The organism is Streptomyces sp. MspMP-M5, assembly GCF_000373585.1.
Lineage (GTDB): Bacteria > Actinomycetota > Actinomycetes > Streptomycetales > Streptomycetaceae > Streptomyces.
Map to the genome: position 1 here is coordinate 85,964 of NZ_KB891853.1, position 20,805 is coordinate 106,768.

A 20,805-nucleotide genomic window follows, 5' to 3' on the forward strand; every position below is an offset into this window, starting at 1 on the left:
ACATCAGACATTTCCAGACTCAGGGGGTGCGGATCAGACATGTTCAGGAGAAGAGATGCCGAGCAGGTGCAGGCCGTTGCACAGCACCGTCCCGGTGGCCTCGGCGAGGGCCACCCGGGCGCGGTGCACGGCCGAGGGTTTCAGCTCGCCGGCGGGCAGCGGCGGAAACTCCTCCTGCCAGCGCAGACCGGCGTCCGCGGTGGCCTCCAGATGACGCACCAGCCGGTCCGGCGCGCAACTCCGTGCCGCCGTCGCGACGGCCGTCGGATACGTCGCGAGACAGCTCTCCAGCGCCTGGAGAAGCCGTACGTCCCCGTGGCCGGCGTCGCCCGTCACGTCCCCCGGCTCCCCCGCGAAACCCAGCTCGCGGGCGTTCCGCACCATCGCGCGGCTGCGCGCGTGGGCGTACTGGACCCGGAACCGCGGGTTGTCCTCGTGCTGCACCGGCCGCGCCGGCGGCCGCACCGGGTCCGCCGCCGCGGGCTTCAGCAGCGCCCAACGCGCCTCGTCGGCGCCCAGCCGCGCGACGAGCCCGGCCAGCTCCGCGCGACCGGCGGCCGCCGGCGTCCCGGCACGGGCGTCGTCCCGCCCGAGCCGCACCAGCACCTCCCGCACGACGCTCTCCCGGGCCGCGGCCCACTCCCCCGCGTAACGCGCCGGGCGCTCGGCCAGCCGCCCGGGCCCGGCTCCCGCCGCGGCACCGGACGCCGCCGGCGCGCCGTAGCGCTCGCCCCGGGCCAGTACCTCGCGCACGAGACCGGCCGACGCCCCGTCGCCCAGATGGAAGTTCAGAAATCCCGGCCCGGCGATCTCGACCCGCGCGATCCCGGCGCTGCCGGCCAGCCGCCTGCGCAGGATCTCCGCCACCTCACGCGCCGGCCGCCCCGCCTGCTTCGCCAGCTGGAGCGCCACATTGGAGGCGTAGTCCCCGCACCCGGGCCGCGGCGGCGGCTGCACCACGATCCGCGCCGGCACGGGCACGGAGAGCTCGCACTCCGCAACGGCACCGCGCACGGAGTGCAGAACGGTGCGGGAGAGCTCGGCCGGGGTCACACGCCAAGCGTATGGGAGAAGGGGGGCACCTGGGCCAACGGGTTTCGCGTTGTGGACAACGGGGCCCGGGACCGGGGCGCGGCGCCGTCACCCCGCGGCCCGTTCCCCCTCGCTTCCCGGCTCGCCGCGCGGCGCTCGGCCCGGCGCGCGGCTCGGCAGATCGTCGCGCTGCTGCCGCCCCTCGCGCACCAGCATCCCCACCGTGCGCACCAGCTCCGTCGGCTCGAACGGCTTGGCCAGATAGGCGTCGATGGCCACCGGCTCCCCGTTGTCCACCTCGCCCTGACCGCAGGCACTGACGATGGCGATCGGGATGTCCCACGTCCGCGGATCGGAACGCAGCCGCGCCGCGGTGTGCAGTCCGCCCAGCCGCGGCATCATCACGTCGAGGGTGACGACGTCGGGTCTCACCTGGTGCACGACGTCCAGACATTCGGCACCATCAGCCGCGGTCACGACCTCGAAGCCCTCCAGCTCAAGGTTGACCCTGATCAACTGCCGGATCACCTTGTTGTCATCGACCACAAGGATCCGACCGGACAAGCCAGGCACACCATGAGACTAGGCGTGCATCTGCGGCTGCGTCCCGGTTTTGCCCACTTCCGCCCCCGTGCGGGGGACCTTTCGGCGACCGCCGCCACCGCACCCGCGGCATGCGCTAAGGGCACCCTTCCCTGGCCGCCCGGACCGCCGCCGACGCCCGCCCCACAAAGCGTTCATGACCACCCCATCGGAGCTGGTAGTGTTCTACCCGTCGCCGCAACGAGCGGTAGGAAAGCCCCCGTAGCTCAGGGGATAGAGCAACGGCCTCCGGAGCCGTGTGCGCAGGTTCGAATCCTGCCGGGGGCACTTCGAATGAAGTGCCGGAAGACCCCGCCATCAGTGGAAACGCTGAGGTCGGGGTCTTTTTGTGTGTGCCGGTGAGGTCGGGACGGGTCGGGGCGTCAGACGGTGTCCGGGCATTGCTGCGGGGGTGGCCGGCGGGCGGCTCGGCGGGCGTTCTCGTGGCGCAGCGCGGTCAGCCGGCACCAGGGGTCCGGCGGCGGTAGCGCCGGGCAGGCCAGCTCGTGCTCGATGCGGCACCGCTGGTCGGGAACCGGCGGGCAGACGCCGTAGAGAGCCACCTGCCCGTCGGACAGCTCGATCCATCGGTGGTCCGGCGGCACCGTGTGGGCGAGCGGCGTCATGTCCGGTTCCAGCAGGATCTCCTCGTGTTCGAGCGTCGGGACCCGGTCGCACGGCAATCCCCAGCGCGGGCAACGGGTCTGCGGGCAACGGGACGGTGTGCCGCCGAGGCGGTGTGGCCGGTCTTCTGAAACCCCCATAGGGGGAGGGTCGGTGGCCGGGGCGCGTCTGCGTAGACCACTGGTCGGACGGGACGAGTGAGGCGGACGTCCCCCGGGGAAACGGCAGACGATGCGGCAGGTTCCACGGGTAACTGGCGACTGGGGAGCGGTGGCTGAGAGCCGACGGGAGGTCGGTACCGGGGGGCGAGTGGGCGGCCGTGGGCGTCTCGTTCGGGCGGGTGGGCGGGTGCCGACGGGCGAACCGCCGGCGTCCAGCAGCCAGTACCTCCGCCGCCCCTCCTCCGGGAGTACCGGCCGCAATCCGCACGAGGCGCCCAGGAGTTGGTGGGCGCGCAGCGTTTCTTCGTCCCTCATGTGCGTAACCGTACGGTCACGCACTGACAATGCGGCGTCCGGCGGGCGGAGCGGCCGCCCGCCCCGGGGTCAGTCGTCCAGGCGCACCGGCAGGGAGTCCAGGCCGTAGACGATGGAGAGTTTGCGGAAGGACAGGGCCTCCGGGGGGACGGCGAGGCGCATGGTGGGGAAGCGGCGGACCAGGGCAGGGTAGGCGGCGCGGAGTTCCATGCGGGCGAGTTCGGCGCCCACGCAGCGGTGGATGCCGTAGCCGAAGGCGAGGTGGGAGGGGACCTTGGGGCGGTGCGGGTCGAACCGTTCCATGTCGGGGCCGAGTTCGGCGTCGCGGTCGGCGCCGCTGAGGGAGCACAGGACGACGTCGCCGGCGGAGATCTGGACGCCGGCGATCTCCAGGTCCTCGCGGGCGAAGCGGGGGAAGGCGACCTGGACGACGGTGAGGTAGCGCAGCAGCTCCTCGACGTAGCGGTCGACCGCGTCGTCGCCGTCCTTGAGGGCGGCGAAGTGCTCCGGGTCCTGGAGGAGGACCAGGGCGCCGAGCGCGAGCATGCTGGCGGTGGTCTCGAAGCCGCCGGTCAGGACGCCGTCGGCGAGGCCGGCCAGTTCTTCGTCGGTGACCGAGTCGCCGTGTTCGCGGACGATCATGCCGAGCAGGCCGTCGCCGGGGTTGGCGCGCTGCTTCTTGACGACCTCGCGGAAGTAGGAGAGCGATTCGGATATGGCGCCGAAGGAGGCGTTGGCGCCGCTGAAGAGGTCGAAGCGGGCGGCGCTGAGGCGTTCGAAGTCGTCGCGGTCCTCGTAGGGGACGCCGAGCAGCTCGCAGATGACGAGGGAGGGGATGGGGAGGGCGAAGGCGGCGACGAGGTCCACCGGGTCGCCGTCGCGGCCGGCCTTCTCCATGGCGTCGAGGCGCTCCTCGACGATGTCGTGGATGCGGGGCGTGAGCCGGTTCAGGCGGCGCATGGTGAATTCGGGCGTGAGGAGCCGGCGGAGGCGGGTGTGCACCGGCGGGTCGGCGAATCCGAGGCCGCCGGGGTTCTGTTCGGCGCCGGCGCCGGCCTTGCCGACGAGGTTGGTGAAGTCGGAGCTGAAGGCGTCGGCCTTGCCGAGCACCGCCTTGGCCTCGTCGTAGCCGGTGACCAGCCAGACGTTGGCGGCTATCGGGACCGGGAGCCTGCTGATGGGTGCGCGTTCGCGGACGGCGGCCAGGTCGGGCACCGGGTCGAGGCCGTCGCGGCGCAGCGGCATCAGGACGGAGTCCGGCAGAAAGGACATCCGGGAGAGGTCGAAGCCCTTCTTTCTCGTTCTCGCCAGGTAGAGGCGGCCGGCCCAGGCGAAGATCCGGGAACGGAGGGTCGTCATGGCGCTCATACTGCCTTTCGTCGCGGGGGACGGTCACCCGCGCTCGGCCGCCCCCGTGGGCCGAAACGGCGCGGGACCTTCACTGGCGTGCTCGGTGTCGTACGCCACAGCCCCTCGCGTGCGGCGCCATGGCGTGTGTCCATGGCGTCGACCGGTGCGATCGGTCGTCCGCATCAGCGTGACGAGCTCGGCCTTCTGCTTTTCGTTCTGACCGAGTTTACAAACCTGCCGTTGGCCTCGTTCACGGAACAGCCGGGACCCACTCCTGTCAGGCCCCTGATTCTTCCCCTAGGGCCTGTGTCGGAAGTCCCGTCGTTCGCCCGAAGGGCGGCCCCGCGGCGTCCGGTGCGTGCAATCGCAAGGCGGAGGGTCGCCCCGATACTGGGCGTATCGGGGCGAGCCCGACAACGCAGCGAGTGCGCGTGCCGGGCGTCGCGGGGCAGACGGGACTTCCGACACAGGCCCTAGGGAGATGGTCCGGGGCCGGGAAGTGGCGGGTGTCACCGCGACGACCGTGGCACCTGCGGGCGATATAGGCGAATTGCGGCATTTTGCTTGCTACGTTGCGGTGGTGGATGTGGCGGACGGGTCGGACGGGGCTGATGCGGCCGAGGTGCGGGCGAGGGCGGCGGGCGGCGGGTGGGCGGGGGCCGCACCGCCGGCGCCGCCGCGGCCCAAGAGGCGGGGCGTCGAACTGGCCCTCCTCGCAGGCGCCGTGCTCATCAGCGTCTGCGGCTATCTGGCGGTGGGGGCGGCGCGGGCGCACGCGGTGCCGGCCGGGGCGCTGCGGTACGCGGCGGGCCTGGGCGGACTGGCGCTGCTGGCGCACCTCGTGGTGCGGTTCGGCGCGCCGTACGCCGATCCGCTGCTGCTGCCGACCGCGGTGCTGCTCAACGGGCTCGGGCTGGTGCTGATCTTCCGGCTCGACCTGGAGACGCCGGCCGACCGGGCCGCGCCCGCCCAGTTGGTGTGGTCCACGGTGGGTGTGGCGCTGTTCATCGCGGTGGTGGCGGTGCTGCGGGACCACCGGGCGCTGCAGCGGTGCGCCTACGGGTGCGCGGGGCTGGCGCTGGCCCTGATGGTGGCGCCGATCCTCTTCCCGGCGGTCAACGGGGCGCGGATCTGGATCCGGGCGGCCGGATTCTCACTGCAGCCGGGCGAGTTCGCCAAGGTGCTGATCACGGTGTTCTTCGCGGCGTATCTGGCGGCCAACCGGGAGGCGCTGGCGCACGCCGGGAAGGTGGTGCGGCGGCTGCGGCTGCCGGCGAAGGGGGCAGGGGCACCCCCTGCGCATGGGGGTACCCCTGCGCATGGGGGTCCCCCTGCGCATGGGGGTCCCCCCGCTCGAACGGAGTTGAGAGTGGGGGAGGAGTTGAGAGCTTGGGGGAGGGTGCTCGCGCCGGTCGTCGCCATCTGGCTGGTGAGCGTCGGGGTGCTGGTGCTCGAACGGGACCTGGGAACCTCGCTGCTGTTCTTCGGGGTCTTCGTGGTCCTGCTGTACGTGGCCACCGGGCGGGCCGGGTGGATCGCGGTGGGGGTGCTGCTGGCGGCGGCCGGATCGGCGGCGGTGGGGATGCTGGAGCCGCATGTGCACGGCCGGGTGCAGGACTGGCTGCATCCGTTCGCCGGGATCGCGGCCGGGCGAGGGCCCGGGCAGCTGGCGCAGTCGCTGTTCGCGTTCGCCGCGGGCGGGACGTTCGGGACGGGCCTGGGGCAGGGGCACTCGTCGCTGATCGGTTTCGCGCGGAAGTCGGACTTCATCCTGGCGACGCTGGGCGAGGAGCTGGGACTGGCCGGGCTGAGCGCGCTGCTCCTGCTGTACGCGCTGCCGGCGGTGTGCGGCTTCCGGACGGCGCTCGCGCTGCGCGACGCGTTCGGCAGCCTGCTGGCCGTCGGGCTGGCGGTGCTGCCCGCCCTCCAGGTGTTCGTGATCGCGGGCGGGGTGATGGGGCTGATCCCGCTGACCGGGATGGCGATGCCGTTCCTGGCCCAGGGCGGGTCGTCGGTGGTCACCAACTGGATCATCGTGGCGCTGCTGGTGCGGATCAGCGACCGGGCGCGGGGTCCGCGGCCCGACGCCCCCGCCCGGCCGGCCCGCGCCGCCCCGGACGCCCTCGGGGCGCTCCGGTGACCCGCGCCATCCGGCACACCGCCGCGTTCTCCTTCCTGCTGCTGGCGGCGCTGCTGGTCAACGCCGTGCGGGTGCAGGTCGTCGAGGCGGACCGCTACGCCGGCAACCCGGCGAACCGGCGGGGCGAGATCGCCCGGTACGCCCAGCCGCGGGGCGCGGTGCTGGTCGGCGGCCGCCCGGTCACCGGCTCGCGGGACAGCGGCGGGCGGCTGCGCTACGAGCGCACCTACACCGACGGCCCGCTCTACGCGCCGGTCACCGGCTACGCCTCGCAGACGTACGGCACCTCGCTGCTGGAACACACCGAGGACGGCGTCCTCGCCGGGACCGACCGCCGGCTGACCCCGTTCCCGTGGTGGGACCGACTGATCCGCCGGCGGCCGCCGGGCGGCCGGGTCGAGACCACCATCGACCCGGCGATGCAGCGCGCCGCGTTCCGGGGGCTGGCCGGCCGGAAGGGCGCGGTGGTGGCCGTCGAGCCGCGCTCCGGGCGGGTCCTGGCGCTGGTCAGCTCGCCGTCGTACGACCCCGGGGTGCTGTCCGGGAACGGCCGGTCGGTGGCCGCTGCCTGGCGGCGGCTGAACGGGGCGCCGGACCGGCCGATGCTCAACCGGGCGCTGCGGCAGACCTATCCGCCCGGTTCGGTCTTCAAGGTCGTCACCGCGGCGGCCGCGCTGGACGCCGGGCTGGTCAAGGACATCGACGCGCCGCTGGACGTGCCCGACCCGTACACCCTGCCGGACACCCGCACCCCCCTGGGCAATCCGACCGAGGGCTGCGCGCACGTGGGGCTGCGGGAGGCGTTCCGGCTCTCCTGCAACACCGTCTTCGCACGGCTGGGCGTCGACGTCGGGCTGCGCGGGATGGCCGAGGCGGCGGAGCGGTTCGGCTTCAACGAGCGGGCGCTGCGGATCCCCTCCCCCGTCACGCCGAGCACCTTCGACACCAGGATGGACCCGGCGCAGCTGGCGCTCTCCTCGATCGGCCAGTACGACACCGCCGCCACCCCGCTGCAGATGGCGATGGTGGCGGCCGTGGTGGCCAACGACGGCCAGCTGACGCCCCCGTACCTCGTCCAGCGGGTGACCGACGCCGGCGGGGTGCTGGTCACGCCCGGAACGCGGCGGCCCACCCGGCAGGTGATGGATCCGGCCACCGCCGAGCAGCTCCAGGAGATGATGACGGAGGTCGTCGAGCACGGGAGCGGGCGGACCGCGGCGATCGACGGGTACCTCGTGGGCGGCAAGACGGGGACCGCCCAGCACGGCGTCGGCAATGAGGGCACGCCGTACGCCTGGTTCGTCGCCTGGGTGCGGGACCGGCGGAACCACGAGCCGCTGTCGGCAGTGGCGGTGGTCGTGGAGGACGCGGAGGCCGAGCGCGCGGACATCAGCGGGGGCGGCAGCGCGGGACCGATCGCACGGGCGGTGATGGGGGCGGGGTTGCGGTGAGGGTGGGGGACGGGGTGGCTGATGGGGCGGGAGCTGCGGGAGTGGATGCGCCGTCACAATGGCGCCATGGGTATGGGTGTGGGTATGGGTATGGCCATGGCTGGGGCTTCTGATGCGGAAGGGGTTCCCGTGGGGGCGTCGCGGCTCTCGCTCGCCGAGGTGGAGGCGCTGGCCCGGCGGGCGCACGAGGGGCAGACCGACAAGGCGGGCCGCCCGTATGCCGAGCATCTGGCGGCGGTCGCGGCCGGGGTGCGGGCGCGCGGCGGCAGCGCGGCGCAGATCGCCGCGGCCTGGCTGCACGACGCGGTCGAGGACGGGGCGGTGAGCGCCGGGTGGCTGGCCGGGGCGGCGCTGGACGAGGCGACGAAGGCGATGGTCCTGGCGGTCACCAAGCGACCCGGGGAGCCGGTCGAGGAGTACACCGCGCGCATTCTGGCCACGCCCGGTGCGCTGCTGGTCAAGGAGGCGGATCTGGCGCACAACGCCGATCCGGCACGGCTGGCCGCCCTGGACGCGGCCACGCGCGAAAGGCTGACGGCCAAGTACGCACGGGTGCGGGGGTTGTTGGGGTTGGGGTGAGAGGGATGAGGGGGATGAGGGGGGGACGGGGACCGGAGGGGCGGCGGCGGGCCCGTCGGCCGGGGGCCTGGCCCGGTGGCCGGTGGGCCGCGCCCGGTGGCTCGTGGCCGGAAGTGGCGCGCGCGGTTCCACGCATCGGACGGCTGCACGGAAAGGTGTCGTACGCAGCTAATCTGCCGCGATGACTCGCACGCAGCCCTCGGAACCGTCGTCTCCGTGTCCCTCCCCACCTCCGTCCCCGTCCTCGACCGCCCGGCCCGCCGGACCGCAACTCCCCAAAGCGGGGCGGGTGATCGCCGCGCTGTCGGGTGTCGGCGTCCGCCGCTACACCACCGGTCAGGTCATCCTGGACGACATCGACTGGACGGTGCGCGCGGGTGAGCACTGGGCACTCCTCGGTGCGAACGGCGCCGGCAAGACCACCGTGCTGCGGCTGATCGGCGCGCTGATGTTCCCGACCGTCGGCACCGTCGAGGTGCTCGGCCACCGGCTCGGCCGGGTGGACGTGCGGGAACTGCGCGCCGCCATCGGCCTGGTGTCCGGTGCGCAGAAGGTGCCGCCGGACGCGACCGCGCACACGGTGGTGCTGACCGGCGCGACCGGCACCGTGCAGCCGCTGTGGCGGAAGTACGACCGGGCGACCCGGGAACGGGCCGATGAGCTGCTGACCGAGCTGGAGTGCAAGGAGCTGGCGGACCGGCCGTTCGGCGTCTGCTCGGGCGGCCAGCGGGCCCGTATTCTGATCGCCCGGGCGCTGATGGCCGAACCGTCGCTGCTGCTGCTCGACGAGCCGTTCAACGCGCTGGACCTGCCGTCCCGGGAGGACCTGATCGACGCGCTGCACCGACTGGCCGTGGGGCGGCCGGAGTTGGCGACGGTGACGGTCACACACCATCTGGAGGAGCTGTCCCCGGCCATCGGGCGGGCCGTGCTGCTGCGCGAGGGGCGGGTGCAGGCGCTCGGCCCGGTGGCGGAGGTGCTGACGGGTGAGCGGATGACGGCCTGTTTCGGACGGCCGATCGAGGTGTCCCGGCACGAGGGGCGGTGGCTGGCGCGGTCGGGGCGGCGGTGAAAGGCGAACTCCGCGTCCGCGAGCGGGATACTTGCCGGGCGAGGTGACTGCCGTCGCCTGCCCCCGTGTTCCCCTACCGCCGCGGAGGCGTGCCGTGAATGCGAAGTCCCGCCCCGAAGACGCCTCTTCGGCGCCCTCGGCATCTCCGGCATCGCCGGCCTTTCGGGCCGCCTACGCGGCGGCGTTGGGGCTGTGGCCGGTGGCGGTCGAACCGGTCGATGTGGAGACGGAGTTCGGCGTTACGCGAGTCAATGCCTGTGGGCCGCTGGGCGGGCCGCCGCTGGTGCTGCTCAGCGGTGGCGGGACGACCTCCGCCGTCTGGTACGCGCGGGTGGGCGGTCTCGCGCGGACGCACCGGGTCTACGCGGTGGACCTGATGGGCGGGCCCGGGCTGAGCGTGCCCGGCGGCCGTCCGCTGCGCCGGCCGGCCGATCTGATGGCCTGGCTGGACGGGGTGCTGGCGGCGCTCGGGGTCGAACGGGCGGCGCTGCTGGGGCACTCGTACGGGGGCTGGATCGCGCTGAGTTACGCGGTGCACGCGCCGGACCGGGTGGCACGGCTGGTGCTGCTCGACCCGACGCAGTGCTTCGGGGGTTTCCGGGTGTCGTATCTGGTGCGGGCGGTGCCGTTGCTGGTGGCGCCCGGTGAGGCCGCGGCCCGGCGGTTCCTGGCGTGGGAGTGCCGTGGGGGGCCGGGGGTGGCGCCGGAGGTGGTGCGGCTGATGGGGGTGGGCGGCCGGGAGTTCCGGGGGCGGCCGGTCACCGGGCCGCGGCCGGAGGCGGGCCGGCTCGGGGCCGCGGCGCCGCCCGCGCTGGTGGTGCCGGCCGGGGGCAGCAGGGTGCACGACGCGCGGCGGGTCGCGGAGACGGCGGGGCGGACGCTGGCGGGGGTGCGGGTGGTGACGGTGCCGGGGGTGGGGCACCACGCGTTGCCGGAGCTGCGGTCGGCGGTGCTGGACGGGGAGTTGGCCGGGTTTCTGGCGGGGTGAGGTGGCCGGGTTTCCGGGCGTGCCTCCGGCGGGGTGAGTGCGGGAGCGGCGGGCCGACCTGGTAGGTGGGCCCCGCGTCGTCCGTGGTGCCGGGGACGGGAGCCCCGGGGCGCGGGCGCGCGCGGGTCAGTCCGCGGTGGCGCCCTGGGCGATGGTGTCGGCGACCTCGGCGGTGCGGGCCGCTTCCTCGGTGGCGAAGCGTTCGGCGTCCAGCCGCTCGGCGAGTTCCTCGTCCTGGGCCATCAGCAGGTCCAGGTTGGCGTCGCCCAGTTCGAAGACGCCGAGGTCCACGTAGGCGCGCTGGAGGCGCTCGCCCCACAGGCCGATGTCCTTGACGCAGGGGACGATCCGGCTGAACAGCAGCTTCCGGAAGAGCTGGAGGAACTCCGAGCGCTCGGTGAACTCGGCGGCCTCGGCCGGCGGGATGCCGAAGTTCTCCAGGACTTCGGTGCCGCGCAGCCGGTCGCGCATGAGGTAGCAGCCCTGGATGACGAACTCCTCGCGTTCGCGCAGCTCGGCGTCGGTGAGCTGCCGGTAGTAGTCGCGCAGCGCCATCCGGCCGAAGGCGACGTGCCGGGCCTCGTCCTGCATGACGTAGGCGAGGAGCTGCTTCGGCAGCGGCTTGGTGGTGGTGTCGCGGATCATGCCGAAGGCGGCCAGCGCCAGCCCCTCTATGAGCACCTGCATGCCGAGGTAGGGCATGTCCCAGCGGGAGTCGGCGAGGGTGTCGCCGAGCAGGGCCTTGAGGCTGTCGTTGACCGGGTAGAGCATCCCGATCTTGTCCTTGAGGAAGCGGCCGTAGATCTCCGCGTGCCGGGCCTCGTCCATGGTCTGGGTGGCCGAGTAGAACTTGGCGTCGAGGTCGGGGACGGACTCCACGATCCGTGCGGCGCACACCATCGCGCCCTGCTCGCCGTGCAGGAACTGGCTGAACTGCCAGGCGGCGAAGTGCTGTCGGAGGTCGCCGCGGTCCTGCTCCGTCATCCGGTCCCAGTACTTCGTCCCGTACAGGGCCATGGCGTCGTCGGGGGTGCCGAGCGGGTCCCTGGGGTCCACCTCCAGGTCCCAGTCGATCCGGGTGGTGGCGTCCCACTGCTTGTCCTTGCCCTTCTGGTAGAGGGCCAGCAGCCGTTCGCGTCCGGAGCCGTTCGTTTCCCCGGGATACATGGCCTGCCAGGTGAAGCGGGCCGCGCCGGTGGCCGGCACGGTCCACAGGTCATCGCCCGGGTCCTGCACGTAGAGCTCTCGGGTCGACACGGCGCCTCGCCTCCTCCGCCCGGCGAACGCCTCGAAACGGCCGGGCAGTTGGCAGATTCACACGCTTCTTACCGGCGGGTCAATAAGTCGCGCAGAAGGGATTGACGTCCTTGCTGACACGCAGTCTCATAAGAGGCAGCCGCATGTGACCGCGGGTAACCCCGACTGTGAGGTATGTCAAAGCCATGACGAGCGCGTCCACCGCAATGACCGAGGCGGACATCGACGTCCTGCGTGACGCCCTCGGGCTGCTCAAGGACCGGGAGCAGATCGCCGAGCGGCTGCTCGCCTCCTCCGCCAGGCACTCCTTCGACCCGGACACCGAACTCGACTGGGACGCGCCCTTCGAGGAGGGCAAGTGGTTCTGGCCGCCGGAGCTGGTCTCGCTGTACGACACCCCGATGTGGCGGCGGATGAGCGAGGAGCAGCGGATCCTGCTCTCCCAGCACGAGGCCGCGGCGCTCGCCTCGCTCGGCATCTGGTTCGAGATCATCCTGATGCAGCTGCTCGTCCGGCACATCTACGACAAGCCGGCGACCAGCGCGCACGTCCGCTACGCGCTCACCGAGATCGAGGACGAGTGCCGGCACTCGAAGATGTTCGCCCGGCTCATCTCGCGCGGCGACACGCCCTGGTACCCGGTCGGCCGGGTGCACCGGAACCTCGGCCGGCTCTTCAAGACGATCTCCACCACCCCGGGCTCCTTCACCGCGACCCTGCTCGGCGAGGAGGTCCTGGACTGGATGCAGCGGCTGACCTTCCCCGACGAGCGGGTGCAGCCGCTGGTCCGGGGCGTCACGCGGATCCACGTGGTGGAGGAGGCCCGCCATGTGCGGTACGCGCGGGAGGAGCTGCGGCGGCAGATGGTGACCGCGCCGAAGTGGTCGCAGGAGTTCACCCGGGTCACCTCCGGTGAGTTCGCCCGGGTCTTCGCCGTCGCCTTCGTCAACCCCGAGGTCTACACCAATGCCGGCCTGGACAAGCGGGCCGCCCTGGCCCAGGTACGGGCCAGCGGCCACCGCCGCGAGGTCATGCAGAACGGCGCCCGGCGCCTGACGGACTTCCTGGACGAGATAGGGGTACTGCGAGGCGTGGGGCGNCGGCTGTGGCGCAGCTCGGGGCTGCTGGCCTGACACCGCGCACCACACCCGCGAAGCGCCTGACAGCCACGCGGCGGAGCCGCACATCGACACAGCCTGGACGAGATAGGGGTACTGCGAGGNGTGGGGCGNCGGCTGTGGCGCAGCTCGGGGCTGCTGGCCTGACACCGCGCACCACACCCGCGAAGCGCCTGACNGCCACGCGGCGGAGCCGCACATCGACACAGCCTGGACGAGATAGGGGTACTGCGAGGGGTGGGGCGGCGGCTGTGGCGCAGCTCGGGGCTGCTGGCGTGAACTTCGCGCCCGGCACCCGTCGATGCGTACCCGGACCCCGTCGAGGGGCGAGCGCCTGTGCGACTGCGAAACCCCGGCGGTTACGCTGCTGTTCATGAACGGCAGCGGCACCGCCCCAGCAGTACCGAGACCCGCCTACCGCAGGCTGAGCGTGGAGCAGCGCCGCAGCCAGCTGCTGGCCGCCGCGCTGGGCCTGTTCGCCCAGCGCGCGCCGGAGGACGTCTCGTTGGACGACGTGGCCACCGCGGCCGAGGTCTCGCGGCCGCTCGTCTACCGCTACTTCCCCGGCGGCAAGCAGCAGTTGTACGAGGCCGCGCTGCGCAGTGCCGCCGACGAGCTGGAGCGGTGCTTCGCGGAGCCGGAGACCGGCCCGCTCACCCGGCGGCTGGGCCACGCCCTGGACCGCTACCTCGCCTTCGTCGACCAGCACGACGCCGGGTTCAGCGCGCTGCTCCAGGGCGGCAGCGTGGTGGAGACGTCCCGGACGACCGCCATCGTGGACGAGGTCCGGCGCGCCGCGGCCGGGCAGATCCTGCGCCACCTCGGCGAGCCGGAACCGGGCCCGCGGCTGCGCACCACGGTCCGGATGTGGATCACCGCCGTTGAGGCCGCCTCGCTGATCTGGCTCGACGAGGACAAGCGGCCGGCCCTCGACGAGCTGCGGGACTGGCTGGTGGACCACTTCGTCGCGCTGCTGACCGCCACCGCGGCCCGGGACCCGCAGACCGCCCGGGTGATGCGGGCGGCGCTGAAGGGCGAGTCCGCCGACGGCCCGGCCGGCGACCTGGCGCGCCGGATCCTGCCCGTGGTGAGCGAGGCCGCCCACCTGCTGTGACACTGGATCGGTGCGCAGCGAGAACACCCTCTTCGTCGGCGGTCCCCTGGACGGCCGGATCCTTCCCGTCCTGGTGGGACCCACCGGCCTGCCCCCGAAGACCTACGAGATCCCGGTCCCCCGCGACGACGGGCGGCCGCCGGCGGTGCACCTGTACCGCCGGGTGCCCGGTCCCCCGGGCCGGCTGGGGCTGCCGCGCGGCTGGCAGTACGCCTACGCCCCGGAGGGCCGGGCCGGTGGCGGCGGCCCCAAGTGGCCCTGGCGCAGGCGGCGTTGACTACGGGGGCGACGAGGGCGACAGGGGCGACGGAACGGGGGAAACGGGAGAAACGGTGAGCGGCCGGCGGGCCGTCGCACGGTCCGCCGGCCTCTCGGCCCACCGGCCGTTCGACCCGCCGGCCTCACGGCCGTATCGGGGTCAGCCGGTCAGCGACGCCAGGTAGGCGGCGGTCTTCTCCGGCTCGAAGAAGAAGTTCTCGAAGTCGGACGGGTCGTCGAAGCCGTTGGCGAACCGGTCGGCGGCCGCCGGGAGCTGTCCCGCGGCGCCCAGGAGGTTCAGCACATGCTCCGGCGGCGGCGCCAGCATCGCGTTGGTCCACTTGGTGACGTGCCGGGCGGTCTGCCAGTAGCGGTCGAAGGTGGCCTGCATCCACTCCGCGTCGAACGGCTTCTCGCCGTGCTCCACGATGGCCGCGAGATAGGCCGCGGCGCACTTGGACGCCGAGTTGGAGCCCTGGCCGGTGATCGGGTCGTTGGCGACCACCACGTCGGCGACGCCCAGGACCAGGCCGCCGGAGGGCAGCCGGCCGATCGGGTTGCGGACGGTGGGGGCGTAGCGGCCGGCCAGTGTGCCGTTGGCGTCGGTCAGTTCGACGTCGGCGCTGCGCTCGTACTCCCACGGCAGGAACGTCTTCATCAGCTCCAGCGTGAGCGCCAGGTGCTCGCGGGGGTCCCGTACGCCCTGGAAGGCGTCCACCGGGCCACCGGGGACGCCCTCCCAGAAGAGGATGTCGGCGCGGCCGGTGACGGTCAGCGTGGGCATCACGAACAGCTCCCCGACGCCGGGGACGAGGTTGCAGCGCACCGCGTCGAACTCCGGGTGCTCCGGGCGCGGGCCCATGCCGTGGACGTAGGCGACGGCCAGCGCGCGCTGCGGGGCGTCGTACGGCGAACGGGCGGCGTCCCGGCCGAACATCGACACCAGCTCGCCCTTGCCGGCCGAGACCAGCGTCAGGTCGTAGCGCTGCGCGAAGAAGTCCAGGTCGGAGACGGCCGCGCCGTGGATGACGACCTGGCCGCCGCGCTGCGCGAAGGTCTCCAGCCAGCCGGCCATCTTGACCCGCTGGTCGACGGACTGGGCGTAGCCGTCGAGCCGGCCGACCCAGTCGATGGCCCGCTGGGTGCCGCCGGGCGCCTCGTGGCTGCCGGGGGCGGCGACCGAGACGCCCAGGCCCTCGATGCGCGGGGCCTGGTTCTCCCAGAAGTTGAGCGCCAGGTCGCGCTCGTGCTGGAGGGCGGTGTGGAACATGCACTGCGTCGACATCACCCGGCCGGAGCGGATCTCGTCGGCGGTGCGGTTGGACATCAGGGTGACCTCGTAGCCCTGGGACTGGAGGCCGAGCGCGAGCTGGAGACCGGACTGGCCGGCTCCGACGATGAGTATCTTCCGCATGGCGGGGCTCTTCTCTGTTCCTGCGGTTCGGGGAGCTGGGGGGTGGCAGGGGTTATTCGGGGGTGACGTCCAGCGCGTGGCCGACCAGCGCCAGCAGCGACTCGATGACGGTGGGCCGGCGCCGGGCGTCCATCACCACGACCGGCACCTCCGGCGGGACGGTCAGCGCGTCCCGGACGTCGTCCACCTCGTAGCGTTCGGTCCCCTCGAAGTGGTTGACCGCGACGATGTACGGCAGTCCGCAGCTCTCGAAGTAGTCCAGCGCCGGGAAGCAGTCCTCCAGCCGCCGAGTGTCGGCCATCACGACCGCGCCGATCGCGCCGCGCACCAGGTCGTCCCACATGAACCAGAAGCGCTGCTGGCCGGGCGTGCCGAAGAGGTACAGCACCAGTTCCTGGTCGAGGGTGATCCGGCCGAAGTCCATGGCGACCGTGGTCGTGGTCTTCTCGGGCGTCGCCGACAGGTCGTCGGTCGCCTCGCTGGCCTGGGTCATCACCGCCTCGGTCCTGAGCGGGGTGATCTCCGAGACCGATCCGACGAACGTGGTCTTGCCGACGCCGAAGCCGCCCGCCACCACGATCTTGGTGGCGACCGGTGCCTGCGTCCGGTCCATCTGCCAGCTCTGCAGCCCCGCTTCGTCGGCGGCGGCCGGTGCGGCCGGGGCCGCGGGGCCGGCGGCCGGTGCCGTCCCGGCCGCTATCGTGTCAGAGCCTGTGAAGTCCACTCAGCACCCTTTCGAGCAGCGCGCGGTCGGGCCGGCCGGTGCCGTGCCCGGTGCCGTAGACGCGAATCTTTCCCTGGTCGGCGAGATCGCTGAGCAGGACGCGGACCACGCCCAGCGGCATCTTGAGCAGTGCGGAGATCTCCGCGACCGAGCGCATCCGGCGGCACAGCTCGACGATCGCCCGCATCTCCGGCATCACGCGGTCGAGCCAGCCGGCGCCGGACGAGGCGGTCAGCTCGCGGCGTTCCTCGGGTGCCTCCAGCGCGGCCACGAACGTCTCGACCAGCAGCACATGGCCGAACCGGGTCCGGCCGCCGGTCAGCGAGTACGGCCGGACCCGCGCGGGTTTGCGGTCCCCGCCGCGCACGGGGAGTTTCGGACGGGAACTCATGCCGGGACCTCGCTTCGCTCGGCTCGCTCGGCTCGCTCGGCCTCGTATGCACGCGGCACGCACCGGTCTTCGGTTCGCCGGCTTCGCTCGCTCACTGGGCGTTCTCCATCGACTTGCGGAGTTCGGTGCGGAGTTCGGGGGTGAGGACATGGCCGGCCCGGCCGACGAAGAGGGCCATGTGGTAGGCGATGGTGCTCATGTCGCAGTCGGAGGTGGCGTGCACGCCGAGCAGCGAGCCGTCGCTGATCGACATCACGAACAGGCTGCCCTCGTCCATCGCGACCATCGTCTGCTTGACCGCTCCGCCGTCCATCAGCTGCGCGGCCCCGTTGGTGAGGCTGCCGAGGCCGGACACGATGGTGGCGAGGTCGGCGCTGGACCCCTGGGGGCCGTCGTCGCCGGCGTGCGCCACGGTGCCCGCCGCCGCCCGCTCGGGGTCGGAGGAGAGCAGCAGCAGACCGTCGGAGGAGACCACCGCGACCGAGTGGATGCCGGGCACCTCGTCGACCAGATTGCTCAGCAGCCAGTGCAGGTTACGTGCCTGGGTGCTCAGTCCCTGTCCATGCGCCGTGGGCGCTTGCGCCTTCAATCGCGTGCCTCCTCGCCGGTATGGCTGTCTCCCGGGGCCCCCGCTCCGTCGGTGTCCTTCAGTGGGATGGTCTGCTCCGCGGTACGGTCCGCGATCTCGGCCGCCACCTCGCGGCGGCCCTCCCGCGCGCCCTGCTGGAATCCGCCGAGCCGGCGGCGCAGGTCCTCGGCGTTGGCCGCGCCGGTCCTGCGGGGCGCCGTGGGCGCCTGCTTCTGCGCCACGTTCTTCGGGGTGCGCTTGGGCAGCCCGGTGCTGGTCCGGCGCTGGGGCCGGGGCGTGCCGGGTGCCGGCGCCCGGTGTTCCTCCCCCTGGGACGCCTGGCCCGGGAGTGTTGGTTCCGGGGCCGCGGCGGGCTCCGGGGCCGGGCGGGTGTGCTGGTCCGGCCCGATGGCGTACGGGTCGGCGACGGCGGGCGCCGGGGCGGCGTGCCGTCCCTTCCCGGGCGCCGGGACGGCCGGGGCGCCCTCGGCCGGGGACCCGCCCCCGGCCGGCGGCGGGTTCTCCCCGGGACGGGTGTGCTCGCCGGTGGCGTACGGGCCGGCCGACTGCGGTCCGTACGGGCTCGGTTCGGGCTGCGCCGCGGACGCCGGGGCGGCGGGCGGCGTGGCCGGGGTCTGGGAGGGGGCCTGTGAGGGGGCCTGGGCCTGGGGCGGTACGACCGGGGTGGCGGGGGCGGCGGGTTCGGCAGATGCCGCAGGTTCCGTGGCCTCCGCGGGTTCGGCGGGTTCGGCTGCGGCGGGTTCCGCGAGTTCCGCCGCCTCCACCGGGTCCGGTGCCGCCACCGGAGCCGCTTCCTCCGCCCGTTCCGCCGCTTCCGCTGCTTCAGCCCGTTCCGCCGCTCGTTCCGCCGCTGCCGCCGGTTCGGTTGCCTCCTCGGGGGCCGGGCGGCCCAGCCCCGCCGCGTCGATCGCGCGCTCGGCCGCGGCGACGAACGGGTCGGCGGCGAGCCCGCGCCGGCCGGCCGTCCGCCGCTCGGGGACGGGCTCCGGCGCGGGCTCGGCGGCCGGGGCGAGCACCGCCGCGGCGGGCTCGGCCTCGGGGGCCGCCGGCGGTTCCGCCGGGTCGAGCCGGTTCGGCCGGGTCTGGAGGGTGTTGGAGTTGGCCTCCGCGACCGAGCCCGGGAGGGCCGGCGCGGACGACGCGCCCGTAACCGCCGAGCGGGCGGGCGGCACCGGCGCCGGGCGGTTCGGCAGGATCGAGCCGGGCAGCACGACGACGGCGGCGACCCCGCCCTGCGCGCGGTCGCGCAGCTGCACCCGCACGCCGTGCCGGGCGGCCAGCCGCACCACCACGTACAGGCCCAGGCCCAGCGCCTCGTCCACGGTCTCGGAGGTGGACGCGGCCTCGGCGTCCGCGAGCCGCTCGTTGACCTCGGCCAGCCGGTCCGCGGTCATCCCGATGCCCTCGTCCTCGACCGAGAGCATCAGCTCGCCGCTCTCCAGCAGCCAGCCGGACAGCTCCACATGGGCGTCCGGCGGGGAGAACGCGGTGGCGTTCTCCAGGAGTTCGGCGACCAGGTGGCTGAGATCGTCGGCGGCGAACCCGGCGACCTGGGCGTGCGGCGGCAGCGAGGTGATCCGCACCCGCTCGTACCGCTCGATCTCGCTGACCGCGGCGCGCAGCATGTCCAGCAGCGGCACCGGCCCGGGGTGGCTGCTGCCGTGCTGTTCGGCACCGGCCAGGACCAGCAGGTTCTCGCTGTTGCGGCGCATCCGCGCGGCGAAGTGGTCCAGCTTGAAGAGGGTGTCCAGCCGCTCCGGGTCCTGCTCGCTCTCCTCCAGGGACTCCAGGACGGCGAGCTGGCGCTCCACCAGGCCCAGGGTGCGCAGCGAGAGGTTGACGAACCGGCCGTGGACGCCGGTGCGCAGCACCGCCAGCCGCTCGCCGAGCGCGGCGACCTCCTCCTTGAGGACCTCCGCCTGCTCCTGGAGGGCCTCCCGCTCGGCGACCAGCCGCTGCCGCCCGCCGACCAGCCGCTTGCGCTCGGCCTCCCACTCGGCGGCGCGCCGGGCGGTGTCGGCGACCTGGGTGTGCAGCGCGTTGACGGACCGGACGGCGGCGGCGAACTCGTCGTTGCGGCCCTTGTAGTCGATGGGCTCCTCGTGGCCGGGGTCGGCCGCCAGCCGCTTGGCGCCGAGCCGCAGCGCGGCCAGCGGCTGGGTCATGGTGCGGGCGGCCCAGACGGCCGTGCCGACGGCCACCAGGAGGCAGAGGCCCTCCAGGCCGACGGCGATCTCCAGGGCCGTCACATCGTCGTCGCGCAGCCGGCCCAGGCGCTGGATCTCGGCGGTGGCGACGGCCGATTCGACGCCGCGCATCAGGCCGACCCGGGCGGTCAGCGCGGCCTGTACCCGGCGCCGGCTGAGGGCCATGTCCGCGGAGTCGAGGAAGGGCTGGTCGGTGAGCCGGGTGAGGTAGCGCTCGGCGGTGTCGACGTCGGTGCCGTTGACGGTGCGCTGGAAGCGGTCCCGGGCGCTCTGGCTCGCGATCTGGTGGAAGTCGCCGAGGGCGCCCTGCTCGCGGAGGTGGGCGACCTGCGCGGCGGCGGTCAGCCGGGGCTGGGCGCCGCCCGCCTTGAGTCCGGCGAGCAGCAGCGCCCGGGTGCCGGCGGCCTGGTCGACGGCCCGGCCGAGGGCGGGCAGCGCCCGGGTGTCGGCGGCCCCGCCGTCGGCCCGCGCGGGCAGGCCGCGGGCGATGTCGTCGCCGATCGCGCCGAGCGCCGCGACGGCCTCGCTGTAGGCGTCGTAGACCTGGTCGGCGGTGGCGGGTCCGGAGAGCGCCGTCTGGCGGGTGTCGGCGAGCTGCTTGAGGAGCTTGTCGGCGGCGGCGAAGGCGCCGGTGTCGCCGGCCACGCCCTGGGCCTGGCCGCGCAGTTCGTCGATCTGCCGGTCGACCTGGGCGCGCTGGTCGTCGGTGGGGGCCTGGGTGACGTTGCGGCCGGTGCGGCCGCCGGCGACGTACGCGGTCATCGCGTCGCGCTCGTCGGCGAGGGTGTGGGCGAGGGTGACGGCGTGTGCGTTCAGCCCGGCGAGGTCGACCAGGTGCTGGCTGTCGTGGGCGTTGCCGGCGGCGGTCATCAGGGCGGGGGCGCCGGCTCCCAGGACGGCGACGGCGACCACGACGACGGCTCCCATGAGCCGGTTGCGGACCCGCGCGGGACGCCGTCCCGAGCCGTCCGTGCCGCCGCCCGCGCCCGGTCCCGCACCGGATCCCGTGCCCGGTACCGAGACCGGTCCGGCCGGTGACCCCGGCTTCCCTGCGCCGCCCCGAAGCCGCTTCTTCCGCACCGCTGCTCGCATTCCTGTCTCGCCTGCCCACGCCGTGCCGGCGCCGCGGACCCGGTCCGCCCACCGTTCGCGAGGCGAGTCTGCGCGACGACCGCGGCAGCGCACCGTTCCGCGAAAGGGGAACAGCCCGGCTCTGCGCGTCGCGACGAACGTCCTGACCACCCCGGTTGCTCCGGGAATCGACCATTCCATCGGCGCCGCGCAGTGGCCCGGCAACACATGTCCGGCCACCTGAACGAGTGAACAACAATCGGAGTTTGGCCATCAACTTCCGTGCGGCGGCAGTTTCGGCCGCAACCTCGCGCAACCCCCGGATGGGTTTGGAGATGCGTGGCGGTCCTGAAAGGATGCGCGCCCGC

The 20,805-nt window shown here is 73.7% G+C and carries 18 protein-coding genes and 1 tRNA gene; 9 read left to right on the top strand and 10 right to left on the bottom strand.

From position 1 onward, the window contains the following. Nucleotides 1–33: 33 nt before the first annotated feature. Together nrtL and B073_RS0100385 are read right to left on the bottom strand one after the other, a co-directional pair. Nucleotides 34–1,053, bottom strand: a complete 1,020-nt coding sequence (gene nrtL / locus B073_RS0100380; RefSeq protein WP_018536106.1) for an ArgS-related anticodon-binding protein NrtL — start codon at nucleotides 1,051–1,053, stop codon at nucleotides 34–36. 87 nt (nucleotides 1,054–1,140) lie between these two features. Next, on the bottom strand, nucleotides 1,141–1,605 hold the full coding sequence (locus B073_RS0100385) for a response regulator (protein ID WP_063740829.1): 465 nt from the start codon (nucleotides 1,603–1,605) through the stop codon (nucleotides 1,141–1,143). 225 nt (nucleotides 1,606–1,830) lie between these two features. On the opposite strand from B073_RS0100385, the gene B073_RS0100390 reads away from it, so the two are divergent. After that, nucleotides 1,831–1,902: transfer RNA gene (locus B073_RS0100390), tRNA-Arg, on the top strand. Nucleotides 1,903–1,997: 95 nt separating this feature from the next. Here the strand turns inward: B073_RS0100390 and B073_RS0100395 are convergent. Beyond that, nucleotides 1,998–2,378, bottom strand: a complete 381-nt coding sequence (locus tag B073_RS0100395) for a DUF6083 domain-containing protein (RefSeq protein WP_106731736.1) — start codon at nucleotides 2,376–2,378, stop codon at nucleotides 1,998–2,000. A 405-nt stretch (nucleotides 2,379–2,783) separates the two neighbouring features. Further along, the gene (locus B073_RS0100400; protein ID WP_018536109.1) at nucleotides 2,784–4,082 is read right to left on the bottom strand and encodes a cytochrome P450; all 1,299 of its coding nucleotides are present in this window, start codon (nucleotides 4,080–4,082) and stop codon (nucleotides 2,784–2,786) included. A gap of 604 nt (nucleotides 4,083–4,686) precedes the next feature. Between B073_RS0100400 and B073_RS47440 the strand changes: the two genes are divergently transcribed. The 5 genes from B073_RS47440 to B073_RS0100425 all read left to right on the top strand — a co-directional run bounded on the left by B073_RS47440 (nucleotide 4,687) and on the right by B073_RS0100425 (nucleotide 10,294). After that, the gene (locus B073_RS47440; protein WP_051093891.1) at nucleotides 4,687–6,204 is read left to right on the top strand and encodes an FtsW/RodA/SpoVE family cell cycle protein; all 1,518 of its coding nucleotides are present in this window, start codon (nucleotides 4,687–4,689) and stop codon (nucleotides 6,202–6,204) included. Beyond that, nucleotides 6,201–7,655 (top strand): peptidoglycan D,D-transpeptidase FtsI family protein, encoded by a 1,455-nt coding sequence (locus B073_RS0100410; RefSeq protein ID WP_018536111.1) that lies wholly within the window; start codon nucleotides 6,201–6,203, stop codon nucleotides 7,653–7,655. Before B073_RS47440 ends, B073_RS0100410 begins: the two co-directional genes overlap by 4 nt. A 96-nt stretch (nucleotides 7,656–7,751) precedes the next feature. Beyond that, complete coding sequence (locus tag B073_RS0100415; protein WP_051093892.1) at nucleotides 7,752–8,234, top strand: HD domain-containing protein; 483 nt, start codon at nucleotides 7,752–7,754, stop codon at nucleotides 8,232–8,234. Nucleotides 8,235–8,523: 289 nt separating this feature from the next. Further along, nucleotides 8,524–9,306, top strand: a complete 783-nt coding sequence (locus B073_RS0100420) for an ABC transporter ATP-binding protein (RefSeq protein ID WP_018536113.1) — start codon at nucleotides 8,524–8,526, stop codon at nucleotides 9,304–9,306. A 94-nt stretch (nucleotides 9,307–9,400) separates the two neighbouring features. Continuing rightward, the gene (locus tag B073_RS0100425; protein WP_026246912.1) at nucleotides 9,401–10,294 is read left to right on the top strand and encodes an alpha/beta fold hydrolase; all 894 of its coding nucleotides are present in this window, start codon (nucleotides 9,401–9,403) and stop codon (nucleotides 10,292–10,294) included. Nucleotides 10,295–10,420: 126 nt separating this feature from the next. Here the strand turns inward: B073_RS0100425 and B073_RS0100430 are convergent, their stop codons facing one another. Further along, nucleotides 10,421–11,551, bottom strand: a complete 1,131-nt coding sequence (locus B073_RS0100430; protein ID WP_018536115.1) for a ferritin-like domain-containing protein — start codon at nucleotides 11,549–11,551, stop codon at nucleotides 10,421–10,423. Between the two features lie 206 nt (nucleotides 11,552–11,757). On the opposite strand from B073_RS0100430, the gene B073_RS0100435 reads away from it, so the two are divergent. From B073_RS0100435 to B073_RS0100445, 3 genes are all read left to right on the top strand, one after another. Beyond that, complete coding sequence (locus B073_RS0100435; protein ID WP_018536116.1) at nucleotides 11,758–12,684, top strand: AurF N-oxygenase family protein; 927 nt, start codon at nucleotides 11,758–11,760, stop codon at nucleotides 12,682–12,684. Nucleotides 12,685–13,042: 358 nt separating this feature from the next. After that, on the top strand, nucleotides 13,043–13,783 hold the full coding sequence (locus tag B073_RS0100440; RefSeq protein WP_199788075.1) for a TetR/AcrR family transcriptional regulator: 741 nt from the start codon (nucleotides 13,043–13,045) through the stop codon (nucleotides 13,781–13,783). 10 nt (nucleotides 13,784–13,793) lie between these two features. Beyond that, complete coding sequence (locus B073_RS0100445) at nucleotides 13,794–14,060, top strand: hypothetical protein (RefSeq protein WP_018536118.1); 267 nt, start codon at nucleotides 13,794–13,796, stop codon at nucleotides 14,058–14,060. Nucleotides 14,061–14,201: 141 nt separating this feature from the next. Here the strand turns inward: B073_RS0100445 and B073_RS0100450 are convergent, their stop codons facing one another. The 5 genes from B073_RS0100450 to B073_RS0100470 form a co-directional block, all read right to left on the bottom strand. Further along, nucleotides 14,202–15,455, bottom strand: coding sequence for a styrene monooxygenase/indole monooxygenase family protein (locus B073_RS0100450; RefSeq protein ID WP_018536119.1), 1,254 nt, complete (start codon nucleotides 15,453–15,455; stop codon nucleotides 14,202–14,204). A gap of 52 nt (nucleotides 15,456–15,507) precedes the next feature. After that, on the bottom strand, nucleotides 15,508–16,068 hold the full coding sequence (locus B073_RS0100455) for a GTP-binding protein (RefSeq protein ID WP_234024978.1): 561 nt from the start codon (nucleotides 16,066–16,068) through the stop codon (nucleotides 15,508–15,510). A 91-nt stretch (nucleotides 16,069–16,159) separates the two neighbouring features. Beyond that, nucleotides 16,160–16,570, bottom strand: a complete 411-nt coding sequence (locus tag B073_RS0100460; RefSeq protein WP_026246913.1) for a DUF742 domain-containing protein — start codon at nucleotides 16,568–16,570, stop codon at nucleotides 16,160–16,162. Between the two features lie 91 nt (nucleotides 16,571–16,661). Next, nucleotides 16,662–17,159, bottom strand: a complete 498-nt coding sequence (locus B073_RS0100465; protein WP_018536122.1) for a roadblock/LC7 domain-containing protein — start codon at nucleotides 17,157–17,159, stop codon at nucleotides 16,662–16,664. Continuing rightward, a complete protein-coding gene (locus B073_RS0100470) occupies nucleotides 17,156–20,293 on the bottom strand; it encodes a nitrate- and nitrite sensing domain-containing protein (RefSeq protein ID WP_018536123.1) in 3,138 nt (1,045 codons plus the stop codon). Before B073_RS0100470 ends, B073_RS0100465 begins: the two co-directional genes overlap by 4 nt. Between the last annotated feature and the right edge of the window lie 512 nt (nucleotides 20,294–20,805).